Origin of the sequence: Leptolyngbya sp. DQ-M1 (assembly GCF_039962505.1) — a bacterium.
In the GTDB taxonomy this organism is placed as follows: Bacteria; Cyanobacteriota; Cyanobacteriia; order Leptolyngbyales; family Leptolyngbyaceae; genus Leptolyngbya.
Genome location: NZ_JAMPLJ010000002.1, coordinates 382365 through 405262, shown reverse-complemented (window position 1 = coordinate 405262; position 22898 = coordinate 382365). Strand labels below are relative to the sequence as shown.

Genomic DNA, 22898 nt, shown 5'->3' with positions numbered 1-22898 from the left:
AAAATCGTACTATTTCATGTCTGTTTCTCCGACTCAACCTGATCCAACTCAAGGGGTGCCCGATCGCTTAATCAAGCATTCGGTTCGCTATGCGGATCATCGCGCCGTTAAGCGTGAGCATCTCACGCCGATGATGCGGCACTATGCGGATCTCAAAGATCAATATCCTCATGCGATTTTGGTGTATCGAGTGGGGGATTTTTATGAAACGTTCTTCCAAGATGCGCTGATTGTTTCCCGTGAATTAGAGATTGTTCTGACTTCAAAAGATGGCGGCAAAGAAGTCGGGCGGGTTCCATTGTCCGGTATTCCGCATCACGCGCTCGATCGCTATTCGGCTCAGTTAGTGGAAAAAGGATACGCGATCGCGGTTTGTGATCAAGTAGAAGATCCGTCTGAAGCCCAAGGATTAGTTCGTCGTGAAATCACTCGCGTGATTACTCCGGGAACCATTCTCGAAGAAGGAATGTTGAACGCGAAGCGCAATAATTTCTTGGCAGCAATTGTGATTGCTGGAAATCATTGGGGATTATCATACGCAGACATTTCAACAGGGGAATTTTTAACCACGCAATCAACCGGATTTGATCAGCTCAGCAGTGAATTGATGCGGTTACAGCCTGCGGAAGTGCTAATTCCGACGAATGCACCCGATTTAGGCGGACTGCTGCGACCCGGAGAACGATCGCCTCACATTCCTGCATCTCTACCCACGCAATTTTGCTACACACTGCGATCGCAGACTCCGTTTTCTCAGGCCGAAGCCCGACAGCGATTGTTAGAGCGCTTCAAGGTGCGATCGCTTGAAGGCATGGGCTGTGAGCATTTACCGTTAGCGGTTCGGGCGGCGGGTGGATTGCTGGAATACATCGAATCAACTTCAGAACGCAATGTTCTCGACACCACAAAATCAAAAATCCCAGAAGCGACCCAAGTTCCCCTCCAGCACATTTGCACCTACACAATTACCGAATATCTCACGCTTGATCCGCAAACTCGACGTAACCTAGAAATCACTCAAACCGTTCGAGATGGCACGTTTCATGGATCATTGCTGTGGGCAGTCGATCGCACTGAAACTCCGATGGGCAGTCGCGCCCTTCGACGCTGGCTATTGCAACCTCTGCTTGATATTGCTGAAATTGAAACCCGCCAAGACACGATCGAGGAATTGGTAAAAGATGGAGTGCTGCGCGAAGACCTCAAGCAAATGCTGCACCAAATCTACGACCTAGAGCGTTTAGCAGGTCGAGCCGGATCGGGAACTGCAACCCCCCGCGATTTAGTGCATATCGGAGAATCGCTGAATAAACTGCCAGAATTGGCGCATTTGGTAGCGCGTGCAAACTCTCCGCATCTCCGCGCTTTGCAAACCGTTCCGCCTGTTCTAGAACAGTTGGGACAAACGCTGCTCACGCATTTTGTCGAACGTCCCCCGATCGCCGTCAAAGAGGGCGGACTGATTCGATCAGACAGGGTGGCTCAACTCGACGAAATGCGATCGCAAGCCGCAGAAGACGAAAAGTGGCTGGCAGAACTAGAGAAAAACGAACGCGATCGTACCGGCATTCAAACGCTCAAAGTCGGCTACAACAAAGCCTTTGGCTACTACATCAGTATCTCTCGCGCCAAAGCCGGACACCCCCCGGAAGGCTACGAGCGCAAGCAAACCTTAACCAACGAAGAACGCTTTACCACCGACGAACTGAAGCTGCGCGAAAACCGCATCATGAATGCGCGGCGAGAAATCAGCGAACTGGAATACGAGATTTTTGTCGGACTGCGATCGCAAGTCGGAGAACACGCAGAACTGATTCGCAAAGTCGCTCACGCAGTCGCGGCAGTCGATGCCCTTACGGGACTCGCTGAACTAGCTGTATTCAAAAACTACTGTCGTCCCAAACTCTTGCCGGGGCGGGAGATCTCGATCGTCGAAGGTCGCCATCCCGTCGTTGAACAGTCGATTCCTGCGGGCTTCTTTGTCCCCAACTCGGCAGAACTCGGAACCCCTGCACCCGATCTAATCGTCCTGACAGGCCCCAATGCCAGCGGTAAAAGTTGTTACCTGCGGCAAATCGGCTTAATTCAACTGTTAGCTCAGACCGGAAGCTTCGTCCCGGCAGAATCCGCCCGTTTAGGAATTTGCGATCGCATCTTTACCCGCGTCGGTGCAGTTGATGATCTCGCGACCGGACAATCCACGTTTATGGTGGAAATGAACGAAACCGCAAACATTCTCAATCACGCAACGGATCGCTCGCTCGTTCTGCTCGACGAAATCGGACGCGGGACAGCCACCTTTGATGGATTGTCGATCGCCTGGGCAGTCGCCGAACATCTCGCCGCCGAAATCCGCGCCCGCACCATTTTTGCCACGCACTACCACGAACTCAACGAACTCGCCTCGATCCTGCCCAACGTGGCAAACTATCAAGTTACGGTACGTGAAATGCCAGAGCAGATCATCTTTCTGCACAAAGTCCAGCCCGGAGGAGCCGATCGCTCTTATGGCATCGAAGCCGGACGGCTCGCAGGCTTACCCAGTTCGGTGATTGATCGAGCGCGGCAAGTCATGGCACAAATTGAAAAACACAGCAAAATCGCGATCGGTCTGCGAAAAAGCAAAGCGAAACCGAATGAACCCGTGAAAGATCCCACCCAACAACTCGATATCTTTAGCGAACTTTGATAAACGCGCCGAAACGATCGCGTTAAGCATCTTCAGCTAATCGGCTGCTGGTAGGCAAAGTCTGGCTCAGGTGCAAAAAAGGTTGGGACTGCACAATCAGTTTTTCTGCATCCCTCTGAGGTACTGGCTCCGAAAACAGAAACCCTTGAGCATACTCACACTTCAGCGCTTTTAGCTGTGTCAGTTGCTTCATGGTTTCTACCCCTTCCGCAACCACATCCATGCCCAAATTCCACGCGAGGGTAATAATGGTGCGAACCAGTTCAAGCTTCTCTCCATCCACATCGACCCGACTGATAAAAGACTGATCGATTTTCAGCACATCCATTGGGAAGCGGTAGAGATATCCCAGTGAAGAATATCCGGTGCCAAAGTCATCCACCGATAGCTGAATGCCCATTGCTTTGAGTTGCAACAGCATATCCATAGCAAATTTGGTGTTTTCCATGATCGCGCTTTCGGTAATTTCGAGCTTTAAGCAGCGAGCATCGACTCCTGTTTCAGCCAAAATTTTCCGCACTTGGTCGATCAAATAGGGCTGTGAAAACTGTCGGCTCGAAAGGTTAACGCTAACGCTCAGCGGTGGCTCTGATGCAAATTGGTCTTGCCATTGCTTCAGTTGCCGGCAAGCTTCGCGCAGTACCCACTGTCCCAGCGGAATCACCAGTCCAGTTTCTTCGGCGATCGGCACAAATTTTGCCGGAGAAATCGTGCCTTGCTCCGGGTGCTGCCACCGCACTAGCGCCTCAAACCCCGTAATCCGCCCATTGGCAAGCTCGATAATCGGCTGATAATACAACTCAAATTCCTGCCGCTCGACCGCTTTGCGTAAGTCATTCTCAAGCTGCATCAGCGCGACGACATGCGTGTGCATATCAGTGTCAAACACTTCATGACACGCTTTCCCCTGTGCTTTGGCGCGATACATGGCAATATCTGCACCCCTGAGCAAATCTTCTGGACGATCGAACTCAGTTGAAGAGAGCGTAATCCCAATACTCGCAGAAGTAAACACCTCATGCCCACTCAGATTAAACGGCGCTGAAAGGGCTTGTTGAACTCGTTCTGCAATCTTTTCCGCATCGCTATCTTGCTGAATGTTCTCTAGCAAAATCGTGAATTCGTCGCCGCCGAGCCTTGCGACCATATCTTCCTGTTTGAGGCAGCCTTCGAGCCGGCGAGCGATCGCAACTAGCAACTGATCCCCCAGCATATGTCCGAGACTGTCGTTGATCACCTTGAAGCGATCGAGATCCAAAAACAGCAGCGCAAACTGATAAGACTCATCTTCATGAGCACGCTCAACCGTTTGGGTTAAACGCTCCATAAACAGCAACCGATTCGGCAAGCCGGTCAGCGAGTCGTGAAACGCATTGCGGCGCAGTTGTTCTTCGACAATTTTGCGTTCGGTGACTTCGCGCATGACCGAAACAAAGTGGGTCACCTGTCCTTGCTCATTGCGAATCGGCACCATGTTGACATCGACCCAAAAATGAGTGCCGTTCTTGCGGTAGAGAACGACTTCAGCCCGTACAGGTTGATAGCTTCTTAAGGCTGTACGGATGCGATTCACTTCTGCCATTGAGGTTTTTTCGCCCAGCAGCACCAGCGCTGATTTCCCGATCGCTTCGCCAGAGGAATAGCCTGTGGTGCGTGAGAAGGCATCATTGACATAGATAATTCTTAAGCTGAGTGGGTCAGCGACCGCTTCTTCAGTCTGCGAAATCATCACGATTTCATTTGCGTTCACCACCACCGACTCCAACAGGCGCAGGTATTCTTCAAGCCATTTGCGCTCAGTGATGTCTTTGACGGTAATCAGGGTTGCGGTCGCTGATCCGGCTGCATCTTCGAGTTGGGTAACGTTTACTTCTGCCCAGAACTTGCGACCATCTTTGCGGCGTAACTGTCCTTCTTTCCAGCCATAGAACGGTTGTGGTTCGGCAGCGTCCTGAAAATCGCGCCATCCTTCAATTTCATGAAAAAAGTCATGGGCAGGTTTACCCACCATTTCTGCGGCGGAACATCCCACCAGTTTGGCAAGACGTGAGTTGACGTAGAGTACCTGATCTTGCAAATCGGTGATCACAACTCCGTCGCTGAGATTTTCCACGACGGTTTGCAGCAACCACTCAGATTCTTGAATCAGCGCGGATGCAGGGCTGGGATCGGTTGCTGCGGGCTGGTTAGAGGGCTCCGGATCGATCAACTTTGCCATGCCTGCTACCTTGAAGAGATAATGCAATTCAGAAGGAAACACACCTTATTAAATTTGTTGTGTGAATGAGTTCGATTTTTCACGTCAACTGATAAAGCGTGATCGCAATATTCTGCACCAGAATACAGGAAATGCGACGGTACTGTATTTATCTTGCCCACAATCGTATCGGGATAAACGGTTACGTCAGGGACAGACACCAGGCGGATAGCTGTGCAGCGAGTTCAGGGGCAAATTTCTGCGGTAGGCTGTGGTCAGCATTGGGCAGAATCACCAACTGGGCGTTGGGGATTTGATTGGCGTAGGTCTGACTATGCCAGAGCGGGATTGTTTCGTCTTGGTCGCCTGTAATCACCAGAGTCGGAACAGTTAAGCGATCGATCTCTTTTTCCACCGTGTCGATCGCGTCTTCAGGACGCATCCGATCGACGAGAAACGATCGGGCGGCGGGTTGAGTATTCAGCTCGCGGCGTATCCAGGCGATTTGGGCGATCGTTTTTTCTTGGGCGATCAGGGGTGCGATCGGTTTAATTAAGTCTAGCGCCCAGTCGATCACCGGAGTCTGCCACAAGATCGGGCGGAGGTGATCGTATCGTCCCACAAAACTGTCGTCGCGAATTCCGGCGGGAGCCGCGAGAATCAATCCTTTGAGCGAGTCCGGGTACTTCAGTGCATAAGCCGCAGAGACCCATCCGCCAAAGGAATGCCCCATCAAGTAAAACGAGTTTAAATGCAGGGCTTCGACGACTTGCCGCAAAAAGGCGACTTCTTTAGCAATGTCGTAGCGAATTGTCGGGCGTGCCGATTCTCCAAATCCCAATAAGTCTAAACTGATGCAGCGAAAATTGGATTTTAGGCGATCGCTGAGTGGCACCCAGCAGGACGCATTCCCCATAAATCCATGTAGCATTAGCAATGGAATCCCTGATCCGACTTCAATATACGCAGCAGGAACAGTGGTTAAGTCATCGAAATCAAGCTGAACTTGGAGAATCTTTTTTTGTAGCAAGCGATCGTCAATCTGATACTTCACCCTTTAATTTAGCGTGAGTTCAATCAAAAACGTTCGCTTCATTTGGGTATTTAAGTAGTCCCCAAATGTTCCATACGTTGATAACTTAGTGAATCGTTGAACGCGATCGATTGATACGATCAAGAGGCTGTGTTTCGAGAGTGAAATGGCGCTAAAACGGTTTGTGATCGAGATGGGAATGGGTGTGGATCAGCATGGACAAGATCCGACCGTTGCGGCAGCAAGAGCCGTGAGAAATGCGATCGCGCACAATGCCTTACCCGGAATTTGGGAAGTTGCTAAATTGGAGCATCCGAGCGAGATGGTGATTGAAGTGCAGGTGGCGGTTCCTCATCCTGAACAGGTGCGAGAAGACGAGGTGTTACAAGTTCTACCGTTTGGGCGTAAAACGCTCAAGCTCGAATCGGGAGGCATGATTGTGCAGGGACGAGCGATCGCAGAGTTCAACGATAAAAACGACGATATGTATGTTGCGGTTGCAGCGGTGACGGTGTTTGTTGAACAGCCAGAATGAGCCATTTGAATCAAGGCTGGATTTATACAGATCGAGTCAGTCAGTCAGGAATAACGTTGCTGGAGTATTACACTCAGCGCTATACGCATTCGACTCAGCAGGAATGGCGCGATCGCATTCAATCTGGAGCGATTTCGATCAATGATGTTCCGGTTACTGATCCAGAGACATTGCTTGACTCAGGACAACAACTTGCTTATCAGCGATCGCCCTGGGCTGAACCGGATGTTCCATTTAATGTGATTACACTCTACGAGGACAATGATTTATTGATCATTGATAAGCCTTCTGGATTGCCTGTATTACCGGGAGGACGCTTTCTTGAGAATACGGTGTGGGGATGGCTAAGACGGCAGTATGTGATTCCTCCAGTTCCCATTCATCGATTAGGGCGAGGAACATCGGGAGTGATGGTACTTGCGAAAACGGAGAAGGCTCGATCGCAACTCTCGAAGGATTTGCGCGATCGCACACTGCAAAAACGCTATCGTGCTCTAGCAACAGGTATTCCAGAACCCGATCGCTTCACAGTAACGGCTCAGATTGGCAAGGTGGCTTATCCTCAGTTGGGCTATTTGTACGCAGCAACAAAAACCGGAAAAGAAGCCATGAGTCATTGTGTTGTGCTGAGGCGCGATCGTTGTTCAAATACAACTTTGCTAGAGGTGACGATTCCAACAGGTAGACCACATCAAATCAGAATTCATTTAGCAGCAGCAGGACACCCACTCTGGGGCGATCCGCTTTATGGGACGGGTGGAATTCCGATCAATCAGACTTCGATTCCGAGTGATTGTGGGTATTTGTTGCACAGCTATGAGCTGTGTTTGACTCACCCGACGGAAGGACATTCGATCAGGGTACGATCGCATCTTCCAGCATTGTTATGCCTACCTGATGAAGTGCAAGGACACGAAGATTCGATAGATTAAAAGCATCAATTTGTACTTGCTGATTGTACTTGCTGAGGTCGCAATGTTTAGATCTATGTTTAGACCTATGTTCCTGATTGTTCCTGGTGTTGTGTTGATGGCAAGTTTTCCGGCGTTTGCTCAGTCGCTTCCGAGCTTACCGATTGTTGATCGTCAATGCCTCACCCGCGATTTAACCCCGACGAATGCTCAGGACTTCTTTAAGCAGGGACAAGCACAATTCGAGCGTGAGATCTATGAGATCCAATTGTTGGAACGTCGATCGCAAGTGCAGCAAGAGGACTTATTAAAGATTGAGCCCGCAACTCGCGATTTCGACAAATTGACCGTACGATCGCGATCATTAACAAGAAATTTAAAGCGTTAAGCACGATTGTCCGAACGGATTACACTTAGACAATGAAATTTTTTACCCGTTTTCTTGCCACAGTTTTCGCGGTTCTTCTTCTTTCAGGGCTTATGACAGTCGCACAAGCAGCAGACATCACTCCGGGCGATAATCTTGTCGTCGAAAGCATTCCGCCGATTCCCGCAGCATTAGCGCAAACGGTCGATCGCTACACGCAATTTCGATCGGCGGGCCTGTTAAGCTGGCATCCCCAGCGTCGAGAGGTTTTGATTACAACTCGGTTCGGCGATGTAGCTCAAGTGCATCGCGTCGCGTTTCCGCTCGGCAGCAGACAGCAGATGACCTTCTTTAGTGAACCTGTGTTTCGGGCATCGTATCAACCGACAAAAGGCGATTACTTTGTTTTTAGTAAAGACATTGGTGGCAATGAATTTAATCAACTGTATCGCTATGATTTGGCGACAGGTGATGTAACGCTGCTGAGCGATGGAAAATCGCGCAACAGTGGCGGGGTGTGGTCGAATAAAGGCGATCGCATGATTTACAATTCGACTCGTCGCACCGGAAAAGATAACGATTTTTACAGCATTGATCCGACGAATCCAAAGAGCGATCGTTTACTGGCTCAGGTGGAAGGAGGCGGTTGGGGTGGCATGAGCTGGTCGCCAGACGATCGACAGCTATTGGTGATGGAGTTCGTTTCTGTAAACGAGAGTTATCTTTGGATATTTGACACGAATTCCGGTGAGAAGAAACTGATTACGCCAAAAGATGGAAAAGAGAAAGTCTCTTATCAAGGCGGCGTGTTTAGTAAAGACGGAAAAGGTTTATACGTTGTTACCGATCGCGACTCGGAATTTCAACGACTTGCCTATATTGATCTTGCCACTTTCAAGCACACTTATTTGACCAGTCAAATTCCTTGGGATGTTGAAGAATTTGATCTCTCAGAAGATGGGAAATCCCTGGCGTATGTCTCAAATGAAGATGGAATTAGTGTTCTGCATTTGATTGATACGGCAACGAATCAGGAGAAGCCTTTACCAAAATTACCGATCGGACAAGTTAGCGGCATTAGCTGGCATCGGAACAGTCAGGATTTAGGATTTACGCTCGTTTCAGCTCGATCGACGGCGGATGCGTATTCGCTCAATGTGGTGACAAATCAGATCGATCGCTGGACAGAAAGCGAAACAGGCGGATTAAATACCACTAACTTTTCTGAACCTGAATTAGTGCGGTGGAAGAGTTTTGACGATCGAACAATTTCGGCATTTCTCTATCGTCCTCCTGCAAAATTTCAGGGTAAGCGCCCTGTGATTATCAATATCCACGGTGGGCCTGAAGCACAATTTAGACCGAGCTTTTTAGGACGCAATAACTATTACCTAAATGAGTTAGGTGTTGCAATTCTGTTTCCAAATGTGCGCGGCTCTACGGGCTACGGTAAAACATTTTTGCAGCTTGATAACGGTGCTTTGCGAGAAGATTCGGTTAAAGATATTGGTGCATTACTCGATTGGATTGCGACTCAACCAAATTTGGACAAAGACCGAATTTTGGTCACAGGTGGAAGCTATGGCGGCTACATGTCGCTGGCAGTTTCAACAAATTACAGCGATCGCATTCGCGCTTCGATCGACATTGTGGGAATCTCAAACTTCGTTAGCTTCTTAGAGCGCACTGAGAGTTACCGTCGAGATTTGCGCCGCGTTGAATACGGAGATGAACGCGATCCAAAAATGCGCGAGTTTCTGTTAAAAATTTCGCCGCTTAACAATGCCCAAAAAATCAAAAAGCCCTTGTTTGTCATTCACGGTAAAAACGATCCGCGTGTTCCCTTGAACGAGGCAGAACAGATCGTTAAAACCGTGAGAGATAATGGTGTTCCTGTGTGGTATCTGATGGCAAAAGATGAAGGACACGGATTCTCCAAGAAGAAAAACATTGACTTTCAGTTCTATTCCACCATCATGTTTATCAAAGAGACACTTTTGAAATGAGCATTGTCACCTTAAAACCCAATCTCCTGCATCAGCCAAAATCCTGCAAACGCCTCGACATCGGGACTTTCCTGAATTGCTAGAAAATGAACTTGATTCGATCGCTCCTTTGCTGCTTCAAATTGCTGCGCTTCTGGAACCGCTCTTTGATCCAAGGTGGTCAAAAACCAGCGATCGTTCACCCCAGTTTCCAACAACAACCGATTCGGCAACGCTGGATCATATTTAACCGTAGCAATTTCTAATCCCGACATCCAAGCCGCCATTGCGGTCGCGCGTTTCGTGAAAATAATCAGCCCCGGCACAGGCGTATCCGGTTCAAGCTGCGTCAAACTCAAGGGAAATGCTTCCCCAAAATCGATCGACCATTCGCCCATATCCGCAAACGCCTCTAGCGGCAAGGTTGCAAACGTCCATTTCTGACCTTGTAACGCATCGGGCAGGACTTGCGGCGGTAGCACTGGAAACACGACCGAAGGATTAATCGACGGCTGATACCCCGGATCTTTTGGATAGACGTTCTGAGCGCGATCCTGCATCCAAGCCGTTAGCGCAAAAGTACGGCGACTCAGCACAGCAGGCACATCCAATCCCTTGCAGGCGGTCGTAATCATATTCGACATCGCCTGCCGAAAAAAGCGAATTTTGTCCGGGGGATTCGGTGCGTTCGCAATTGCCGCCTCGATCGCATCTTTTAACCAGCCGGAATTCACTTCTGTACTCGGACAGTATTTGGAAAACTGAAACAGCTTCTCCGGTTCAACATCCACAGCAGTTGGGCTTTCGCAAATTAGCACTTCCCAAACCTTTTTATTTTGCTCGTCCAAAATTGGACGTGAGTAGTAGTCAAGTTCCCAAATCGTTGCCATAAAATTTAATCGTGCGATCGCATGAGCTATTTAACTCCTAACACCTTTTCGTCACCCGATCGACACGGTTCTCAGTTGATGGCACCCTCTTAATCCCAAAGTAGGGTTCGATCGATAATCGTCGCTCGGTATCCACACGCTCAACTGCCGCTCCGTCGAGATGAAATAGAGATATGCCGCATTCGGATCATATTTCAAGCCCACTTTGAGATTCGAGAAATCATCCTCGCAAATCTCAAACCCAAACCGCACGACCACCTGAGCCACCAGGCATTCGGGTGTATCCTGCGTTTCACCCAACGCATCCCGCTCTTGCCAAAACGTATCTAGAAACGATTCCAAAATCGGCAGCATCTTCTCCGGCGCACCGTTCCGACTGGCATAAACGATCGCTGGATTTCCTTCGACTACGATGTGACAGGGAGTAGGCATAAACATCAGAGGCTGAAGATCACCTCTAGCATAAGCCTCACCGATGCTATCTGTTTGCACTCTTCTAAATTCAACGATCGATTTCGGGAAATATGCGGCTCTAAAGCCTAATCCCCCTTCACAGAATGTTGGGTATACCTATTACAACCCACTGCGCCCTATGTCCTTACCCGTTCGTTTCTTCTCAATTGAGTCTTGATTCATCTTGCTGTAAAACGCTAGAGTCACGTCAGCAGTATCGCGCACAACACTTAGTGATTAGAATCAAACTTCACCTGCAACGGTAATCTCACGGTAAAGGTTGCTCCTCGCCCTTCTCCGTTGCTGTCTACTGCAACTGTTCCTCCATGAAGCTCGACAATTTGACGCACGATCGCGAGTCCCAAGCCGAGTCCACCAAACTTGCGGGTGGTCGAACTATCTTCCTGGCGAAAATAGTCAAACACATACGGCAGAAAGTTAGGATCAATGCCTTTGCCGTTATCGCTGACCTGAATGCGAGCGTGATCACCCACCTGAGCTAACTGCACCCAAATCTGCCCGCCTCCTGGTGTGAACTTTACCGCATTCGAGAGCAAGTTCCAGACTACCTGCTGAAGCCGCACCGCATCGCCGATCGCACCCTGTGGATTAGAGTCAAGGATTGAGTGAAGCTGGATTGACTTTGCCTCCGCCGCTAACCGCACCGTCTCGATCGCCGCGCCGACGATCGCCTTGAGGTTGATGCTGCTTTTGTTTAGGGTGAGCTTGCCCCGCATGATACGAGAAATGTCGAGCAAGTCTTCGACCAGTTGCGACTGTAATCGAGCATTGCGCTCGATCGTTGCCAGCGCTGCGTTAGATTTTTCCGCATCTAAACGCCCGTTTTGCAGCAGCTTAATCCAGCCCAGAATTGGATTCAGGGGAGTGCGGAGTTCGTGAGATAAGACCGCCAGAAATTCATCTTTGATTCGGTTTGCCGCTTGCGCTTCTTCACGAGACGCTTCTGCGATCGATCTCGCTTGTTGTTCGGCTTCGTAGAGGCGAGCATTCTCAACCGCGATCGACGCGAGCTGCGCCAGTTGCACCAAAATTGCTTCGTCGGCTTCGGTAAACTCTCCGTCGAGTTTGTCCGAAAGTTGAATCAAGCCAATATTTTGCCCGTTGTGCCCAACCAAGGGAGCCGCCAGCCACCCCCGCATCGGCGGATGATGCTCTGCCTCTTTACCAAATCCTTTCCAATGGGGATGGGCTTCGAGTTCAGCCTCAGTCATTCGCATGGGTTGGTTATGACACACACAGCTATAGATGCCAGCGCCATCAGATGGGGCGTGATAGTCCCGCCACTGCGCGTATTTTTCCGAAAGGTAAACGGCAGTAATTGCCTGTGCCCAGTTTTGATCGCTCGTCAAACTCGTTACTGATTGATGCGCCCCGACGATCGCTGCCGCTTGATCCGTAATGGTTTGCAGCACTTGTTCAACCGAAAACGCAGAATTAATCGCGATCGAGGCTGCGGTCAACCCTTGCAATTGGTTCGTGTATTGTCGTTCAAGGGCTAAAAGCTGTTCTCGCTTTAGTTCCGCTTGCTTGCGATCGGTGATATCGCTCGAAACCCCAATAATGCCGATAATCTCGCCTCGCTCATCCCGGTAAGGCGCTTTCACTGAGAGAAAGACTCTTCGCCCCCCAACCACTTCGACAATTTCTTCAAACTGCTGTGGCTCTCCAGTCCGCATCACAACGCGATCGTTGTCCATGATTTTCTCAGCTTCGTCGATCGGCTCAACAAATTCCAGCGCAGTTTTACCCACAATTTTTTCTGCGGGTTTGCCGATGAGAGCGAGAACTGCCGGATTGACCACCAGCATTCGTCCGGCTCGGTCTTTAACATAAACTAGCGTCGGAGTCGATTCGTTAATCGTGTTTAAAATTGCGTTACTTTGGTGCAGCGCGGCTGTCGTTTGTTTCAGGTCGTGAATGTCGATCGCGGTTCCGTACCATTGGATGATTTGCCCAGCCTGATCGCGCAGGGGCATGGCGCGACTGAGATGCCAGCGATATTCACCGTCATAGCGTCGCAGTCGGTGTTCACATTCGTAAAACTGCCCGGTTTGCAGGGCTTCTGTCCAGCGATCGACTGTGGTTTGCAAATCGTCTGGGTGAACGACCGGGCTCCAATTCCATCCCATCGTCAGAGTTTGATCGATGCCGACATACTCCTCCCAGCGCGGGCTAAAGTAATCAAACGAGCCGTCGATCGTCGTTGTCCAGAAGATTTGGGGCAAGAGTTCAGTCATGAGACGAAATCGCGCTTCACTCTCGCGTAAACTTGCTTCTGCTTGTTGGCGTTCGGTTTCTCGCTGCTTAAGAGCGGTAATTTCTTGAGCTACACCGAGAATCTGTCTGGGCGCACCTGCATCAGTTCGGCTGAAGATGGTCTCTTTCGACAACAGCCAGCACCATTCGCCATCCGATCGGCGCATTCGGTATTCAAATTCCAGCACTTCGGAATCGATCGCCGTTTGAAACCGACCCAAGTGATCTATTAATCGCACTGAATCCTCCGGATGAATCAGTAGCGCAAGTACGCGATCGCCCAATTGCTCGAACTGTTCGGGTGTGTAACCTAGAATCTCACCAACTTGGCGATTGATATAAACGTTGCGCTGCTCAATCAGGTCATACACATACAGCATGCCGGGAACTGTAGCGGCGATCTGCTGAATTAGGTGCTGAAACTGCGGTTGCTGCTCGGTTAGGGGTTGAGGTGAAGTGATGGGAGTAAGGGTCGCAATGACAGTATCGGTTGTCGTCGCTTGGAATAAGGGGGTAAGGGCGAGATGCAGCCAGAGGCGTTTGCCATCAGGTCGATTTAACCCTAGCCGGATCTCACGGTGATACTTGCAGTTGATCGCGGTGTCGAGCGGCAAGGGTGATCCATCTAGATGCGTAATCTGCCAAGCTTGATCAAACAATCGGCGACCAAGTAACGCTTCCACTGAGTAACCGAGTAGCTGAGCCGCGATCGCATCGCATCCCTGAATTCTGCCTCTTGCCAGTTGCAGCACTCCGCTCGCTGTATAAGATGTCGGATTGGGTAACAGATTACATGGCTGAGGATCAAAGGACAGATTCCGCATGAGGTTATGGGTCATACAGGCAAACTCAAAGTCATCATGGGCGGTGTTCCAACTCATGCACTCTGCACTTTGCAGCGGCGATTCTCTCCTTTACGTGTGATGAGTCGATCCCAATTGGGTAATTCTTACCCGATCTACACGCTAATGAGAGCCTCGTCCCAGTCGAGCCGTTTCCATCTATCAAAGAACATAGGTCTACAAGTTCGCATCTACCAGTTGGAAGACGCGATCGAATTTTTAGAATTTCAAGGAAAAATCTAATTTGGCTTCTAAGCGCAGACGATCGTCACGAGTTGCAGAATTCTAGTCAAGTTGGAAGCGCCTTTGGATTAGTACCAGTGCCCTCGCAAAGCCGCGATTTATCGCGGCTTTACCGAGATCTCGCAGGCGCAACCAGAAGTTCTTGGAGAATTGATCGTAGCTCTTCACGCCGCTGATAACTATCTAACCGATGCAGCACCTGACCCCCTTCAAACAGCAATACTGTTGGCAGTGTGGTAATTCGATAGCGACTTGCCAGCTTCAAATTTTCATCTGCGTTGATTCCGACCAATTTGAGTCGATTGCCATACTGCTTCAAGAGTAAATTCAGCGATGGCTCGATCAAGCGACAGATCCCACACCAAGGTGCCCAGAAATGCACAAGAACCGGGGTCGTTGATTCAAGAACTTCTTGGTTAAACGCCCCTTCGCTAATTCCTGCTTGCATAGTTCTCCAAAAATTATTATTTGCTTTTACTAAGGCTTGGGATCATGCTACCAGCCTACGTTCCCAGATGCACGAATTACGATTGGGTGAAGCCACCAAAATAATAGAGTGAATGCCCCCACTCCGACATAAGCAACCCGCAAAAACTCTTTGAGTTCAAGCGTCTGCTTACCTTGGACGATCGCGGCAAACGGCACGATCGAGGTTCTCGCTTTCACCGCTGCAAACGCTTCACCATATCGCGCCGTCAACCGCCGATCGCCGTTCCACACTCCGAACAAGTGATGCAGAATTAACCCGATCGAAGTGACAACCATAAAACTGCTGCCCACCCACAAGGTATGGGCAACGCACCAGATAATCTGTCCGACCATTTGCGGGTGTCGCGTAATCCGAATAATGCCCGTTTCATATAGATGCACTTGCGGTTTTTGAATCGCCGCGATTTCTAACAGATTAAACGTCGCAGGATAGAGGAACAAAAACGAAATTGCTGACAAAATCCAAACGATCGTAGAAACGCCTGGAACGCCCTGAACATTCCAAAGCTGTAAGCCGTCATAGCGATGATTGAAAAAGTAGATCAGCATGGGTACCGCAATACTCAGACTCACCAGCGCAAAAATCACCCGATACAGTCGTGCCCCGATCCGTTTTTCTGCCACCATTCGCAGTGATGCCAGCCCACTATGCGCGATCGCGAACCCGACGAGCCATCCAAACATAATGAAATGGCTGGAAGTCAACCAGTCAAAAGCCATACCTAACCGAACTTTGAAGAATAAATCTAGCTTACAAGCTCGCGGAGCGCATCGCTTCAAGATTCAAGCTGTAAAGTGCGCTTTCCGCTTGATGCCACGTTGCGATCGCGAGTCCCGTTTCTCCATGCGCCGCGATCGCGCAAATGCCTTGCGGAATTTCTGATTGTCCAATTTGCTGCCCGTTGTAATCCATTGCAATTAGTTGCTCCTCGTCGCAAACAACCACTCCCCAAGGAAAAGCCGCAACAAATTGAGGACGAATTGCGATCGTAAGCCGAATTAACCGATACGGTTTGAGATGCACTAACAGCAGCGATCGTTCATGTTCAACTTCGGTTGCAGCAAGGCTGCGGCAGCGTCCAAAAGCTCAAAAGCTTTGCACTCTCCTGGTCTCTCAACGTTGCAACTACCATCCAGCGCCCTTGTGGCTCGATCGCGATTCGCGATGGGTGATGCAGTCGAGTTATCAATTGCGGCGCTTGCTCAGAAAGCCGGTAAACAGATCGCTCTGTCACCGCAAAACAGCCTTGCGATCGCACAGTTAATTCCCGAATTGGCTCTGCAAGGGTAGCAATGGGTAAAGCTTTTCCACTTCGGCGATCGACGAATCCCATCGGATACGAACGAGCTTGCAGCGTTTCGACGTGACTGAGAAAAATTAAGGCGGATCGACGAACATAGCGATCGTACTGGGGAAGGGTAGCCGTCTCTACGACTCCAATCTGCCCAGCTTGAGCGGGCAACCGTTCGTTCCGCAAAATCTCAGGCAGATAGAATAGCGGAGCGATCGGAGTTGTTCGATTTTGAGCACCTACTTGAAATGTCTGTGCAGCCGCAGACTGCAGCGCAGCCCGCATTTGAGCCGCAGACTGAAATCTTCGCGCCTTTAACTTCTCAAGCGCTGTAGAAATCGCAGTTTGCAGCGATGTTGGAGTATGCGCTGGAATACGCACAGGTTGATTGAGATGCGCCGCTATGATTTCTGTGTGCAGACCCGAAAAGCCCAAACTGCCCCCGACCCACCAATCCTAGAATGCGATACTTGAATGGCTTGAACTTAGCGTCTGATAGCGTAGACACCTCTCAATCGATCCCACGCTAGACCAATAAACGAGGCAGAATAGATTCGTGGTCAAGCTGTTTTTCCACCAAACTCTCAGCCTGCTCTAGCCGCTTTTTCAGCCCAACCACAAACAAATTACTTGCAGCTCCCAAAGATTCACAGCGCGTTTGCACACAGTGTAGCTCTCGCTCTGCAAGCTGACTAAAGATTGCCGCAAACACTCCTGCTTCTAGATGACAAGATGGCAGCTCAGGATTGATCGCAACTCGCGCAAACGGCGAATTTGTTGTCTCCACAACGAGAAATCCGCGATCGTGATAGGTCTGATCTAAGCTCAGTTTGCCTAAACCGTAAGTCATCCAGCATTGCTTCAAAGCTTGCAAAAAGTCTGCCATTGGCATTTCAACTAGCGGCGCTCTATAATAATCGCTCATTTCATCCCGGAAGCGATTAAAGAAATTTCTCCCCCACCAGCGACCGCAGTTAAATAAAACCAATCGCGAAGCTTGACCTGTTTCTTTGTTCAGCCCAGAGTAAATCCCCTGAATGAATGCTTCAGGCAGCGAGAGCAATCGATCTCCCCGTCGACTTTCAAGCAACCCCATTTCTAGATCGCCGCGCACATAGATATCGCTGGCGTAGTAGTTCGCGGGCAGACGATCGCGAATCAATAAATCGCTAACAGAAATCATGATTAGAAAATCCCTGCGACGGTGAGCATTTCTTCGGGCTGCGCTGGCATGATCGCTTCGGCTTGATTGAGAAACGGTTGTAGAAGCGCCATCTGCTGTGGAGCCAGTGACAGACGCAGTTGCTGTTTCATCAATTCAAAGAAAGCAGCATCTGCACCTTGTGCTTGATGCAGTTCGATCGAGTCTTTGAGCCAATCTAGCAGCCGAGACTGCACAAAGTTCGGGTCATTTAGCAGCATCGCCATTCCACAGTGGCGTAAGATTAACATTCCGTTTTTAATTGCTCGCTCTAACACGGCGAGTTCTGCATCAGGCAGATCGAATTGGAGCTGATCGGCAGCTTGTTGAATTAAGTCAAGCTCTCGATCGCGCAAGGCTCGATAAGCATGGATGCGGTCTGTGATTGAGCCAACATAGTGCCCGATTAATTGAAGTTCTTCGGGTTTGAGGTAGCGGTGTTCGGCTTCATCAAAAATTTCGTGAATGGGAGATTGCATAAGCGTTCCTGTCACATTAAAACAAATCAGAAAAATCAGTCAAGGTAAAGTCATCTGTCGGTTCTGAAGAAGATTCGAGAGGTTCAACTAGGGAAAGTCGGGCTGCGGTTCCTTCCCAATGAATTGCAGCGAAAAATTGACCGACTGGTAAGTTGAATGAAAGTTCTGTCAATGGCTCGATCGCGGCGGCTTGTTCCAACTGTTGAACCACCTGCGGCGTTGGAGCAATAGGTTGATCTTCCCAATTGCAGGTTGTGAAAAACGTTTGAACCGAAGAATATAGCCAATTCTGAGTACCTTGGAGGTCGTTCTGTTCCAGCATGAGAGTCATCGGAGTTCTCCTGCTCTGAGCCGTTTTTCGATGTCTCTTGCAGTCGCGCCTTCATTCAGCCAAAAGGATGCTGCATCAATCCGTTCTTGTCCGCCAAGGAGGAACTTACAGTAGGTTTCGCCCATCGAATAGCACTGAATTTCGATGCAGCTAAGCTGTTTTTTCACCAATTCCGTAAAAAAGCCAGCAAACAATCCAGCATATAAAAAGCAAACCGGTTTACCCACATCCCCCAGCGTCCGCGCCACGGCTGAGTCAAACACACTGATGAACATGAATCCTTGTTTGCGATCGCCCAAATCCACTTCCCAGCGTCCCCAACCCTGGGCGGTAAACGACCACCACCAAGTTTCAAGCAAGAACATTAGATTGGTTTGACGCATCGGGCGATCGTATTCTTTTTCAAACCATTTCTCGAAAAAGAACGCATCTTTTTGACCCCACTCGCAGCCGATCGTGTACATCGTTGCCGCTGAAGCATCACCCACTTCTTCTTCGAGTCCTTCAACCAAACCAATGATGAAATCTTCAGATGTGAGAATGTTTTGACTGTTGTTCCAATCAACGATCGTGCCTGTATCCGAATTGAATTGATAAAAGTCTTTGAATCCGTAGTGGTTATGTTTTTTCGGATTCTTGAGCTTTGCTGAGGTTTGATGAGAAAGTGCAATGGGCATAAGTTTTCTAGGGGGGTCAAGCAATAAGTAGCCAATCAGTGAAGCGACAACAGATGCGCTGATGGGTTTCAGTGTGCCCAGATTCGGAGTTTTGAAACTTTCCTGCTTCAAGTCTTCTACTCATGGGGAAATTAGGAGCATCTCTCTGTCTAGAACGAAGCGAAAAGCTGGCTGCTAAACTGTTCCAAGCATCCGGCGATTCAATTCTAGAATCGGTAAAATCAAATTCGCTTCATTGACCGTTAAAACCTGTTTAATCACATCCTGCATTACTGTGTAAGTGACACCACAGCTTTTCTGAGCATTAAACGCCCGCATCATCGTCTGAAACCAAAAGAGAAACCGTTCCCGCATCGACTCTGGGTCGTCAATCAGCATCGTAGCGGCAGAGTAGCGCAGAACTCGCACTGTATCGCGCTTCCATTTATTTGTTAAATCCTCGTTGCCCTGACGAAACAACATCGGATCGATCGCTCTCATTTTCGCTTGTACCTGCTGTATGATTACCGCTTCACAGGCTTGCAGCTTCTGATAGGTTTGGACGCGCAACTCATACGATCGAGCATACTCAATTAGAAAACGGAGTTCCTCATCGGTGGCGTAGCGTCCTTCGGTTTCTTGCGTTAACCGCTGGATCTGACTCAACATAAGCGTTATCGATTTAGAGTTGTTTGAAGCGTTCCCTGTTTCTTTGTGAATCTAAACGCTAGACGAATTCGAGAAGTAATTTGACGGATTGAAAGGGGTCGTGTCTTCGATTTTTTTCAGCATCGATCGGGTAATTAATTTTCCCGCTTCCACCAGAACTTGCCCGGTCAAAGGATGCAGGAGATCCTGTTCAGCTCTGCGACCAATTAGCGCTTCGATGTCTTTGATCGAGTTGACATACATTCCTGGAGGTAGCTCCACGACGACTCCACTCCCGATAACTCTCGCTTGACACGCCAATCGTGAATTCGGCTTACAAGAGGTGATCACTTCCAAAGTGCGCTGCTCACGTCGAGCGATTGGAGTCAAAGAAGCCATTCCATCCTTGACGTAGATATGACAAGTCGCGCACCTTCCATGCCCGCCACATTCTTTTAAGACATCTAAATCTTTGTTGAGAAGCACCGAGAGGAGATTCCCCATTGTTTCGATCGCGCTGTCTTGGGCAATCGGTTCAAGGCGTACCGTTTTCACCATATTTAGGGCAATAGTGTTTAGGGCAATAAAAGAGCTTTTAAAAGAGCTTTTTGGGTATCCGTGAGGGCGTGTTGTTCGACGAGGACGGCATAATCGCTCACCGCTTGAGAACAGCGACGAATAAACTGAGCCACCCAAGCGCGAAACCAGTCGTGCAGCACCACTTGAGTTTGAGCGCACTGAAACTCAAGCACTTCATATTCAGTTGGGATAGTTTCGACAACTCGTAGAATGCCTTCAGCCAGCAATTGCGATCACCCTTGAAAAATCTCAGGATGACTGCTGTAAAAAACTGGCTCAGACTGTCTACTAAATAGGGCGATTCCCGTGATTCCTGGTACATTCAGAAAGTCCTGAATAACTTCCTGGTTCATAGGCTGATTTGCTCATCGTTTTGTACAATACTTGCCACATCAATCGCTGGAGGAAATTTGACTCAGCGCGATCGCGCAACTAAAGCTTGCCTATTTTTTCCATTTTTGATTGTTCTTCATAATTGTTCACACTCTCTAGCTGGCTTCCCAGTTTAGAGTGAACGCATTGATCTCCCGGTGTAATTCAAGCTCCTCACACTTTAGGCTTAGCCGTATGTCTGACCTTCCTTTCACTCTCGATCAGTTACGTATTTTGAAGGCGATCGCGTCTGAGGGCAGCTTTAAGCGGGCTGCTGATAGCTTATACGTTTCTCAACCAGCGGTAAGTCTACAGGTTCAGAATTTAGAACGCCAGCTTGACGTGCCCTTATTTGATCGTGGTGGACGACGAGCGCAATTGACCGAAGCAGGACATTTGCTTCTAAATTATGGGGAGAAAATCCTAACGCTTTGTCAGGAGACTTGCCGCGCGATCGAAGATTTGCAGAATCTCCAGGGCGGGACGCTGATTATTGGCGCAAGTCAGACGACAGGAACCTATTTGTTGCCGCGCATGATTGGGTTGTTTCGACAGCAGTATCCGGATGTAGCGGTTCAGTTGCACGTCCACTCCACACGACGAACCTCTTGGAGCGTGGCGAATGGTCAGATCGATCTGGCGATTATTGGCGGTGAGATTTCTCCTGAACTTCAAGACTCGCTTGAAATTATTCCCTATGCCGAAGACGAACTCGCGCTGATTTTGCCTCCGTCTCACCCTTTATCCCGCCTAGAAACGATCCAGAAAGACGATTTGTATCGTTTGCAGTTTATTGCTCTCGACTCTCAATCGACGATTCGCAAGGTGATCGACCAAGTTTTAGGACGCTGTGGCATTGAAACCCGCCGCCTCAAAATTGAGATGGAGCTGAATTCGATCGAAGCGATTAAAAACGCGGTTCAGTCGGGTTTAGGCGCGTCGTTTGTGTCGGTGTCTGCGATTGAGAAAGAGTTGCAAATGGGAATGCTGCATCGCGCCAGAATTGAAGATGTAGTCGTGAAGCGCAATCTCTCGGTGATTATTAACCCGACCCGCTATCGATCGAAAGCTGCGGATGCGTTCTGCCGAGAAATTTTGCCAAAATTCACAAATCTGCCGCTGAAGTTCGAGCGCCCGACTCCTGCCTATCCAGAACCCCAAAGCCTGAAAGCGATGCTGCAAGCCGCGAGTAATCGAGCGATTTCTGAACTGGAATAAGGAAGTGCTCAGGCGATCGACGCTTGAGCATTCCGAACCTATCGGCGCGAAGATAGCGACATGACAATCCGCAGCACGTACCAAAATAGCAATGCTACCGATGCAAATAGCTCTAGGGAGGCTGCGACATATTGGTGCGTCGCGTAATGGTGCATGACTTTTGAGGTGTCATACAGGATCGCAACCGAGGCAAAGAGCACCATTGCAACCGAGAAGATCAGCCCCAGCGTAAAGCCGAAGATTACGCTGCACAGAATCAGACCCAGCGCGATAAATCCACCGATCGTCAAAACACCACCCAAAAACGAGAAATCTCTTTTTGTCGTCAGGGCAACCGCCGTCAGACCTGCAAACAAGAGCAAGGTCAAAATTGCGGCAGTCGGAATCACGCTGGGATCAGAAAAGGTCGCGGCGATGTAAAGAATCGGCGCAAAAATCAGGGCTTCTGCAATAACGTAGATTGCCAAACCTGTGTATTGCGTTTGTACAGAATCCGCTTTTGCAGCGAGCGATCGAGACAGCCAGCCCAACAGCGCAAACGCTCCCAAAATCGCCAGCCAGGTAAATCGACTCGATGCGATAAACCCAGTAATGGCGGCAGCAATTCCAGACTGAAACAGCAGCACTTCAAGAACAATGAACGCGCCCACGGCTCCAGCTAAGTGTAGATAGGTCTTCTGGATAAACTGGGCACGCTCTGTCGGTCGAGATTGAGCGACAGTCAGCATAAGCCTTTTTCCTCATGTTGAAACAACTTACCTGTCAGCTTAACGAACGCATACAAAATCGCGTTGAGTATAAGTGCCATTTCTATCAAATTGAGGACGATGGATCAATCAATCTACATATGATTGAAAGTATTAAGGATCGTTATTTTTTTATGCGATCGTCATCTAAATGTCACTGCATTTTCACATTTAAAAACTAGGTTAGAACAGCCACAATCTAACAAACATAAAGCTGTCCTGAAACTGTTAGAGCAAATTTCCTCGAACTCTCAAAAGTGGCACGTGGCAAGGCTTCCGAGCGTTTAGAATCACTAAAGAATCTAACTGGTAGAAATCACAACTCCTATTGTTAAAAATGGTACGGTTATCCCCCACGCGATCGTCTATTCATTCCCTCACAGACCCGTCATGATAAAAGAAGAATTTAACCGACCTTCAGTTCTATTTTGGATCGCTCTATGCCTCGCGTTCTGTTCTCTCAAG

23 protein-coding genes are annotated in these 22898 nt (G+C 49.2%); 6 read left to right on the top strand and 17 right to left on the bottom strand.

The features are described from left to right. The first annotated feature begins 16 nt into the window (after positions 1-16). On the top strand, positions 17-2689 hold the full coding sequence (gene mutS, locus NC981_RS07820; protein WP_348242333.1) for a DNA mismatch repair protein MutS: 2673 nt from the start codon (positions 17-19) through the stop codon (positions 2687-2689). A gap of 22 nt (positions 2690-2711) precedes the next feature. On the opposite strand, the gene NC981_RS07815 is transcribed toward mutS, so the two are convergent. Together NC981_RS07815 and NC981_RS07810 are read right to left on the bottom strand one after the other, a co-directional pair. Next, positions 2712-4907, bottom strand: coding sequence for an EAL domain-containing protein (locus NC981_RS07815; RefSeq protein ID WP_348242332.1), 2196 nt, complete (start codon positions 4905-4907; stop codon positions 2712-2714). A 181-nt stretch (positions 4908-5088) separates the two neighbouring features. Beyond that, positions 5089-5940, bottom strand: a complete 852-nt coding sequence (locus tag NC981_RS07810; protein WP_348242331.1) for an alpha/beta hydrolase — start codon at positions 5938-5940, stop codon at positions 5089-5091. A 145-nt stretch (positions 5941-6085) separates the two neighbouring features. Here NC981_RS07810 and NC981_RS07805 point away from each other — a divergent pair, with 145 nt between their 5' ends. The 4 genes from NC981_RS07805 (at position 6086) to NC981_RS07790 (ending at position 9738) form a co-directional block, all read left to right on the top strand. Then, positions 6086-6454: a Lin0512 family protein gene (locus tag NC981_RS07805; protein ID WP_190379975.1), complete on the top strand. Its 369-nt coding sequence runs from the start codon at positions 6086-6088 to the stop codon at positions 6452-6454. After that, complete coding sequence (locus tag NC981_RS07800) at positions 6451-7386, top strand: RluA family pseudouridine synthase (protein ID WP_348242330.1); 936 nt, start codon at positions 6451-6453, stop codon at positions 7384-7386. Before NC981_RS07805 ends, NC981_RS07800 begins: the two co-directional genes overlap by 4 nt. 67 nt (positions 7387-7453) lie before the next feature. Further along, entirely contained in the window at positions 7454-7753 is a 300-nt protein-coding gene (locus NC981_RS07795) for a hypothetical protein (protein WP_348242329.1), read from the top strand. A 92-nt stretch (positions 7754-7845) separates the two neighbouring features. Further along, positions 7846-9738, top strand: coding sequence for a S9 family peptidase (locus tag NC981_RS07790; protein WP_348242328.1), 1893 nt, complete (start codon positions 7846-7848; stop codon positions 9736-9738). Positions 9739-9749: 11 nt separating this feature from the next. Here the strand turns inward: NC981_RS07790 and NC981_RS07785 are convergent, their stop codons facing one another. The 14 genes from NC981_RS07785 to NC981_RS07720 all read right to left on the bottom strand — a co-directional run bounded on the left by NC981_RS07785 (position 9750) and on the right by NC981_RS07720 (position 20324). Next, complete coding sequence (locus NC981_RS07785) at positions 9750-10607, bottom strand: Tab2/Atab2 family RNA-binding protein (RefSeq protein ID WP_348242327.1); 858 nt, start codon at positions 10605-10607, stop codon at positions 9750-9752. Between the two features lie 51 nt (positions 10608-10658). Beyond that, positions 10659-11099, bottom strand: coding sequence for a histidine kinase (locus NC981_RS07780; RefSeq protein WP_347273425.1), 441 nt, complete (start codon positions 11097-11099; stop codon positions 10659-10661). A gap of 191 nt (positions 11100-11290) precedes the next feature. Further along, positions 11291-14218 carry a PAS domain S-box protein gene (locus tag NC981_RS07775; RefSeq protein ID WP_348242326.1) on the bottom strand — a complete coding sequence of 976 codons (2928 nt, stop codon included), beginning with the start codon at positions 14216-14218 and terminating at the stop codon, positions 11291-11293. A 313-nt stretch (positions 14219-14531) separates the two neighbouring features. Continuing rightward, the gene (locus tag NC981_RS07770; RefSeq protein WP_348242325.1) at positions 14532-14870 is read right to left on the bottom strand and encodes a thioredoxin family protein; all 339 of its coding nucleotides are present in this window, start codon (positions 14868-14870) and stop codon (positions 14532-14534) included. A 47-nt stretch (positions 14871-14917) separates the two neighbouring features. Beyond that, a complete protein-coding gene (locus tag NC981_RS07765; protein ID WP_348242324.1) occupies positions 14918-15631 on the bottom strand; it encodes an NnrU family protein in 714 nt (237 codons plus the stop codon). A 31-nt stretch (positions 15632-15662) separates the two neighbouring features. Continuing rightward, entirely contained in the window at positions 15663-15935 is a 273-nt protein-coding gene (locus NC981_RS07760) for a hypothetical protein (protein WP_348242323.1), read from the bottom strand. A gap of 22 nt (positions 15936-15957) precedes the next feature. Beyond that, on the bottom strand, positions 15958-16584 hold the full coding sequence (locus NC981_RS07755) for a hypothetical protein (protein WP_348242322.1): 627 nt from the start codon (positions 16582-16584) through the stop codon (positions 15958-15960). Positions 16585-16729: 145 nt separating this feature from the next. Next, positions 16730-17386, bottom strand: a complete 657-nt coding sequence (locus NC981_RS07750; RefSeq protein WP_348242321.1) for a V4R domain-containing protein — start codon at positions 17384-17386, stop codon at positions 16730-16732. Between the two features lie 2 nt (positions 17387-17388). Beyond that, positions 17389-17883: a hypothetical protein gene (locus NC981_RS07745; protein WP_348242320.1), complete on the bottom strand. Its 495-nt coding sequence runs from the start codon at positions 17881-17883 to the stop codon at positions 17389-17391. 16 nt (positions 17884-17899) lie between these two features. Continuing rightward, positions 17900-18214: a hypothetical protein gene (locus NC981_RS07740; protein ID WP_348242319.1), complete on the bottom strand. Its 315-nt coding sequence runs from the start codon at positions 18212-18214 to the stop codon at positions 17900-17902. Then, positions 18211-18891 (bottom strand): V4R domain-containing protein, encoded by a 681-nt coding sequence (locus tag NC981_RS07735; RefSeq protein WP_348242318.1) that lies wholly within the window; start codon positions 18889-18891, stop codon positions 18211-18213. The genes NC981_RS07740 and NC981_RS07735 overlap by 4 nt, the downstream gene beginning before the upstream one ends. Positions 18892-19065: 174 nt before the next feature. Then, positions 19066-19539 (bottom strand): phycobilisome protein, encoded by a 474-nt coding sequence (locus NC981_RS07730; RefSeq protein ID WP_348242317.1) that lies wholly within the window; start codon positions 19537-19539, stop codon positions 19066-19068. Between the two features lie 51 nt (positions 19540-19590). Further along, positions 19591-20076, bottom strand: a complete 486-nt coding sequence (locus NC981_RS07725) for a 2Fe-2S iron-sulfur cluster-binding protein (RefSeq protein ID WP_348242316.1) — start codon at positions 20074-20076, stop codon at positions 19591-19593. A 17-nt stretch (positions 20077-20093) separates the two neighbouring features. Continuing rightward, a complete protein-coding gene (locus tag NC981_RS07720; protein ID WP_348242315.1) occupies positions 20094-20324 on the bottom strand; it encodes a hypothetical protein in 231 nt (76 codons plus the stop codon). Positions 20325-20664: 340 nt separating this feature from the next. On the opposite strand from NC981_RS07720, the gene NC981_RS07715 reads away from it, so the two are divergent. Then, the gene (locus tag NC981_RS07715) at positions 20665-21687 is read left to right on the top strand and encodes a LysR family transcriptional regulator (protein WP_190379863.1); all 1023 of its coding nucleotides are present in this window, start codon (positions 20665-20667) and stop codon (positions 21685-21687) included. A gap of 38 nt (positions 21688-21725) precedes the next feature. Here NC981_RS07715 and NC981_RS07710 read toward each other — a convergent pair whose 3' ends face one another. After that, complete coding sequence (locus NC981_RS07710; protein ID WP_348242314.1) at positions 21726-22415, bottom strand: Bax inhibitor-1 family protein; 690 nt, start codon at positions 22413-22415, stop codon at positions 21726-21728. Positions 22416-22898 lie beyond the last annotated feature (483 nt).